6 protein-coding genes are annotated in these 6,135 nt (G+C 37.8%); all 6 read right to left on the reverse strand.

Features of this window, described 5'->3' with window-relative positions; translation table 11 throughout:
* Positions 1-50: 50 nt before the first annotated feature.
* The gene (gene nusB, locus GSY74_RS08860) at positions 51-491 is read right to left on the reverse strand and encodes a transcription antitermination factor NusB (protein WP_164664747.1); all 441 of its coding nucleotides are present in this window, start codon (positions 489-491) and stop codon (positions 51-53) included.
* A complete protein-coding gene (ribH, locus tag GSY74_RS08865) occupies positions 481-957 on the reverse strand; it encodes a 6,7-dimethyl-8-ribityllumazine synthase (protein WP_164664748.1) in 477 nt (158 codons plus the stop codon). Before ribH ends, nusB begins: the two co-directional genes overlap by 11 nt.
* 108 nt (positions 958-1,065) lie before the next feature.
* Positions 1,066-1,866, reverse strand: coding sequence for a 3-deoxy-8-phosphooctulonate synthase (gene kdsA, locus GSY74_RS08870; protein WP_164664749.1), 801 nt, complete (start codon positions 1,864-1,866; stop codon positions 1,066-1,068).
* A 119-nt stretch (positions 1,867-1,985) separates the two neighbouring features.
* On the reverse strand, positions 1,986-2,864 hold the full coding sequence (locus GSY74_RS08875; protein WP_164664752.1) for a DMT family transporter: 879 nt from the start codon (positions 2,862-2,864) through the stop codon (positions 1,986-1,988).
* 81 nt (positions 2,865-2,945) lie between these two features.
* The gene (locus GSY74_RS08880) at positions 2,946-3,926 is read right to left on the reverse strand and encodes a hypothetical protein (protein ID WP_164664750.1); all 981 of its coding nucleotides are present in this window, start codon (positions 3,924-3,926) and stop codon (positions 2,946-2,948) included.
* Between the two features lie 14 nt (positions 3,927-3,940).
* Positions 3,941-6,135: VWA domain-containing protein (locus tag GSY74_RS08885; RefSeq protein ID WP_164664751.1), on the reverse strand; the 2,195-nt coding region annotated here is incomplete at its 5' end.

Consider the following 6,135-nt stretch of genomic DNA (forward strand, 5'->3'; position numbering starts at 1 on the left):
AAGTAGGAATAACTTATATAAGAGATACATATCATTCCTTTTATTGGTTACTATTCCTCTATTTTAGACTCTTCAACCTTAACTTCTTCTTGAATCTCCTTTTTACCCACAGAATCCAAAACAGCATTGATAAATTTTGGAGCCTTATCATCAGCCAACGCCTTAGCCAACTCAATAGCCTCATTGATAATAATCCGTCGGTCAGTACCCTCTATCAAAATCTCATAAGTTGCCAGACGCATAATAGCCTTTTCAACTTTACCAATCGACTTATAATCCCAATTTTTTAGATGTTTTTGAACTTCCGTATCAATCGCTTCAAGATGCTCTATCGTTCCGTGAAAAAGAGACTTTGAAAAAACTCTCTGCTTATTTCTAATCTTATCCTCTTCTAGTATATCATCAGAGAATTTAGCAATATCATCATTACCTAAATCATAAGCATAGAGAAGCCCCACAACAGCCGTTCGTGCTTGGTGTCTAGTTGCCATTTTCTAACTCACTATAGAGGTTAATCATCTCAATAAGCCCAACCATAGCTTCCGCACCTTTGTTTCCTGCTTTGGTTCCTGCTCTCTCTATCGCCTGTTCGATGCTATCAACTGTAAGCACACCAAAAGTTGTAGGTTTTCCATGTCTAAGAGTTACACTAGCCACACCCTTTGTAGCTTCAGCAGATACATAATCAAAGTGAGGAGTAGCACCACGAATCACAGCACCCAAACAGCATACAGCGTCATATTTTTCTAATGCAAGTGCCTTATCTAAAGCAAATGGAATCTCAAATGCCCCTGGGACTAAAATCAAATCTAAATCTTCTGCATTACCTCCATGTCTAGCATAAGCATCGGTTGCACCTTCTACTAGTCTATCTGTGATAAAATGGTTAAATCTCGCATTGATAATTGCTACTTTTTTACTTTTGTCAACTTGTAAGTTACCTTCTACTATGGTCATTTTTTTCCTTCTGTTTTATGGTGCGTTGAAAACAGCACCCTACATTTTTTTTGAATTATAACAGATTCTATTTATAATCCGATTTTAAAATGTTCGATTGCATCGAACCTACTCAACGATTTGTCTAATCTCATCTATCTGCTTAATTAAACTCTCCAACTTTTTTAACTCAATCATATTGGGTCCATCACTCAAAGCGATGCTAGGGTCAAAGTGCGTCTCAAAAAAGAATCCATCCACACCCACAGCCGCCGCCGCACGAGAGAGATAAGGAACCATCGAACTATCTCCACCACTAGTAGCCCCACCACTTGCAGGAGATTGAACAGAGTGTGTTGCATCAAATATAACAGGTGCAAACTCTCTCATGGTTCTAAGTCCACGCATATCAACCACTAGATTACCATAACCAAAACTAGAACCTCTCTCTGTTAACCAAACACCATATTTTTTGGCATCTGCATGGTTAACTTCACCATCAAAACCTCTAGTTTTAAGCACTTTAGCTACAGAGTGTTCCATCGCTTGGGGTGCTAAAAACTGCCCTTTTTTAATATTGACTATGGCAGAGGTCTCAGCACATGCAACCAAAAGGTCTGTCTGTCGTGACAAAAATGCAGGAATCTGTAGCACATCTACCACCTCTGCTACGGTATGTGGTTGAGTATAGTCATGAACATCAGTCAAAAGCTTATATCCAAACTGCTCTTTGACCTCTTGAAGAAGCTCTAAGCCCTCATCCATGCCAGGCCCTCTAAAAGAGTCCAATGATGTTCGGTTTGCTTTATCAAAACTCGCTTTGAAATAAAAATCTTTGGTGCAATCTTCGTGATATGGTAAGAGTGACTCTGCAATCCTCATTACGGTATCGCGACTCTCTAGTACACATGGTCCAGCTATAAGTATCATGTTTTTTCCTCGTAGGTCGGACTGCCCTCTGTCCGACATTAAATTCAAACATCTATTGTGTTCGTTTTAATTTTTATATTATGCATATTTTTGTCGGACAGAGGGCAGTCCGACCTACATTATTTCTCTTTAGATAAGACTACCAACAGCCCTGAAAATATGACGAGGATTATACCTAAAAATGTCCAAATATTGGGTATAGGGTCACCCAAAGCTATACCAATAATCAGAGCAAAAACAATATTAGAATAACTTATTGTTCCAACAATTCCTGCTTTGGTCAACTCATACGCTTTGGTCATCAGAACCTGAGAAGCAGTTGCCGAGATACCCATCATAAAAACATAAAACCATATAATCCCCTCTGGCATTACGAACTCTGCAAACATAAACTTTAGCGATTCAGGTGGATTCACATATGGAGTTGCCAACATTAATAATACTGGTGCAACTGTCCCCACTCCCATAAAACTCATCACAATCGCTTTGGTATCATAGTAGGCTCGAAGCTCACGGATAGAGGTATATGCCAACGCTGCCCCAATCCCTGAAAAGATACCCAACATATCATATTTATCAAATGAGCCACCTTGTGGTTGAGCGATAAGAACAATACCTAAAAACCCTATTCCAATTGCCAAAACTGCCCACCTACTTAACTTCTCATTTAAAAACATATAGGCGAATATCGCCACAAATATAGGTGAAGTTTTATTATAAGTAACAGCCTCACCAAGTGGAATATGGGCAATAACATAAAAGTAGGCTAAAAGTGCTACAAAACCCATAGTTCCACGGAAAAGAAGAAGCAGAGGTTTGCCACCTATCTGTTTGAGTGGTGATTTATAGATAGCAAACCCCACCAATGCCACACCAAAGACATTTCTAAAAAATGTGACTTCTACAGGGGGTAGAACTTCGCTAACAACTTTGGCAAATCCACCCATTACTGCAAAGGATAGTGAGGCTAACAGCATAAAGAGGATACCTCTATCCATACCCAATATGTATTTTTTCAAATATGACCTTTATATTTTTTGGAAGTTTATCATATTATCAATGAACTTTGCTATCAGGTGCTACTCATCATCAGGGAAACATTTTTTCAAATCATCCATTGTTTGAGATTTCTCCACACAACTTTTCATAGCACTAGGCATATCTTCACTCTCTGCTAAAATCTCTTTTTTCTGTCTCTCAAAAAAGACCTTTTCGCCACCCATAGCATCCATCATCGCTTTTTGCATCGCCTCCTCTTGTGCAGGTGTCATCTCTTTTCCTGATCGCATATCATACCCTGCTTTTTGAGCAGCCGCCATTCCTACTCTCATCGCTTTTGCCATATCTACACCATTATTGACAGATGGGGGAGTCTCTTTTTTATCCATCGTATCAAGTTTATCTATATCTATTTTTTTCCCATACTCATCATACATAGGAAAATCAGGCAACTTAAAAGCATCCTTGTCTAAAGATAAGTCAAACTCTGCTTTGGTTGCTACCTCTGTACTCTTTATGCCCATGATATTTGACTCAACTCTAAGTGGTATACCTTTATAGATACACTGTTTTATGCCACTCACATCCCAAATATCACATTGATGTCCAGCAACTTTATCAGTTCCTATTTTTTTACCTCCCATCTTTTCCAGCATCTCTTCACCTATCTGTTGGATATTTTTTCCACCACCAAAGATAGAACTCATAGCCACAGCAGGATTTTGCATTCTTACTATTTTCTCTTTTTCAAAGTTCACACTGTAGATAATAGAATTATTCATATATTTCAGAGTATGAGTTTTATCAACTTTGTTCTGACCCATACCTGTAGTTTTGGTTACTTTGCTCTCCTCTTCTAACTCTTTTGCACCATACTCATCAAATATCAATCTCTTTTTGCCTATCGTCTTTATCTCCACCCCCATTATGCCACCAGAGCCTTTTATCTCATACTCTATCTTGGCACTCTTTACATCATACTTTTTCATCTGATTCTCATCGGCTTGTACTAAACTACTTGCGAGTAGTGCTATCATTGAAATTTTAATTGTTGTTTTCATTTTTTTCCTTTATCTTATTTACTAAACATATCAAGCTCTTGACTCATCTCGTCAAACTCTTTGTTTGCTTTATCTTGCTCTGCTTTTGTATCTTTGCTCTGTTCTGTTTTTGCTCCAAACATACCACCAAGAGCATTCAGAAGTTTTCCAGCCTCTTCCAAATCCTTTGGGTCAATTCCATTAATCTCTACAGTTTTTACAGAAGGCTCACTTTTAGGTTCTTCTTTTTTAGATATAGATGCTTGGCTATCAGCTTTAATCAACTCTTCTTTGGTGGATTCTTTTGGGATAGACTCTTTCTTAATATCTGTCATATCAACAGTAAGTTTAGAAGAGTCACCACCCACGGTGAATTTCCCCTCTTTGATAGTACTACCTATCTTTGCTTCTACTTTATAGTTGCCACTGTCAAGTACAACCTTTAGAGTATCAGAACATTTAATCTCTTTTTCATATACAAGTCGTCCACTCTCTGCATAGATTTCATAGTTTACTTTTACACTCATATCACTACACTTAGCACCTATAGTAAATTGTGTAAAAATCACATGTACTTTGTTTGTTTTACCTACTGTAACTTCAAAGAGTACCTCTTTTTCAAAATCATTGTGTTCTACATTCATAATATATCTGCCAACTGGTAGCTGATAAACAGTAAGGTCTTTGCTATTTCTATTATTGACCTGACCTACATTGCCACCATTTTTTTTACCATTCTCATCAGCAGGGTAGATATATCCATAAAGTTGTACCCATTTTCCACCTTTTTTCTTAGAGGCAGAAATCTCTACTGTTCCTGTCTCACCCATTACCACATGAACCTTCTCTGTTTTACCTGCTATAACTTCAAATAGTACCTCTTTTTTAAAGTTGTTATATTTTACTTCCATGATATATTTACCTGCTGGTATTTTATGAGTACTAGGCTCTTTGCTATCTCTATTATTAACCTGACCTACATTACTACCATCTTTTTTACCATTCTCATCAGCAGGGTAGATGTATCCATAGAGGCTTACCCATTTTCCACCTTCTGTCTCTGAGCCTGAAATCTCGACTGTTCCTGTCTGTCCAAATATAATATTGAGCTTTGTAGCTTTATCAGCTTTTAGTTCAAATGGAGTCTCTTTTTTAAACTCATTATATTTTGACTTCAATAAGTACTTTCCAACTGGAATTTGTCTGAAACACTCTTTCTTCTTTTTTGACCAACAGTTTCCAATAGATTTCTCTGTCTCAGCATCTACAACAGGATATATAGCATGATACGCCTCTACCCATTTCCCACCCTCTTTTTCCGTGGCTGAAATCTCTACTTTGCTTGTTTGACCAAACACGATATTGAGTTTTGTTACTTCATCAGCTTTTATCTCAAAAGGTGTCTCTTTTTTAAACTCATTATACTTTGATTTTAATAGATACTTTCCAGAAGGAATTGGTCGTAAACACTCTTTTTTCTTTTTTGACCAACAGTTTCCGATAGACTTTTGAGTATAATCATATACAACAGGATATATAGCATGATACGCCTCTATCCATTTTCCACCCTCTTTTTCTGTAGCTGTAATCTCCAAACTATTCTTAGGTTTTTTTACTTCAGGTTTAGGCTCAACCTTCTCGACCTTTTTGACAATACTCTTCATAGCCTCATTCAAAGCCGTAGCATTTTTAGCAGAAAAATACTCCCCACCAGTAGCCTTCGCGATACACTCTAGCTCTTTATCAGTCTTCTTATCCACATTGAACCCTACAACATGGGTCACAAAATCTATCCCTTTCTCTTCCAACTCCTTAGCCATTGCACAAGGGTCAGGGTCACAGGTCTCTTTTCCATCAGAGATAAGAATAATAGTTGCTTTCTCTTCGGTATACTTAAGCTCCTCGGCAGCCTTTTTAATAGAGCGACTAATCGGAGTTTTTCCTTTTGGTTTAATAGCAAAAATAGTTGATATAACCTTTTTCTTGTCTATTTTTCCCACAGGAATCAGCGTCTCTATATCATTGCAATCACCCTTTTTACGATGACCATAAACGGTGAGTCCCAACTCAACCTTTGGGTTCCACTCATTCACCACATTTTTCAGGGCATCTCGTGCAATCTCTATCTTTGCCTTGCCATCTATCTGACCCCACATACTACCCGAGGCATCAAAAACAATAACTGCCCTTGGACTCTGCTCAGCAAAAATTGCCGTTACAATTAAGATTA

This window comes from Sulfurovum sp. bin170, assembly GCF_010892395.1.
GTDB lineage: Bacteria > Campylobacterota > Campylobacteria > Campylobacterales > Sulfurovaceae > UBA1140.

What these genes read in the sequence shown, in the direction of transcription:
- ribH (WP_164664748.1), bottom strand. Translation starts at nt 957, where the DNA reads ATGACCATAGTAGAAGGTAACTTACAAGTTGACAAAAGTAAAAAAGTA.
- GSY74_RS08880 (WP_164664750.1), bottom strand. Translation starts at nt 3,926, where the DNA reads ATGAAAACAACAATTAAAATTTCAATGATAGCACTACTCGCAAGTAGT.
- GSY74_RS08875 (WP_164664752.1), bottom strand. Translation starts at nt 2,864, where the DNA reads ATGGATAGAGGTATCCTCTTTATGCTGTTAGCCTCACTATCCTTTGCA.
- kdsA (WP_164664749.1), bottom strand. Translation starts at nt 1,866, where the DNA reads ATGATACTTATAGCTGGACCATGTGTACTAGAGAGTCGCGATACCGTA.
- nusB (WP_164664747.1), bottom strand. Translation starts at nt 491, where the DNA reads ATGGCAACTAGACACCAAGCACGAACGGCTGTTGTGGGGCTTCTCTAT.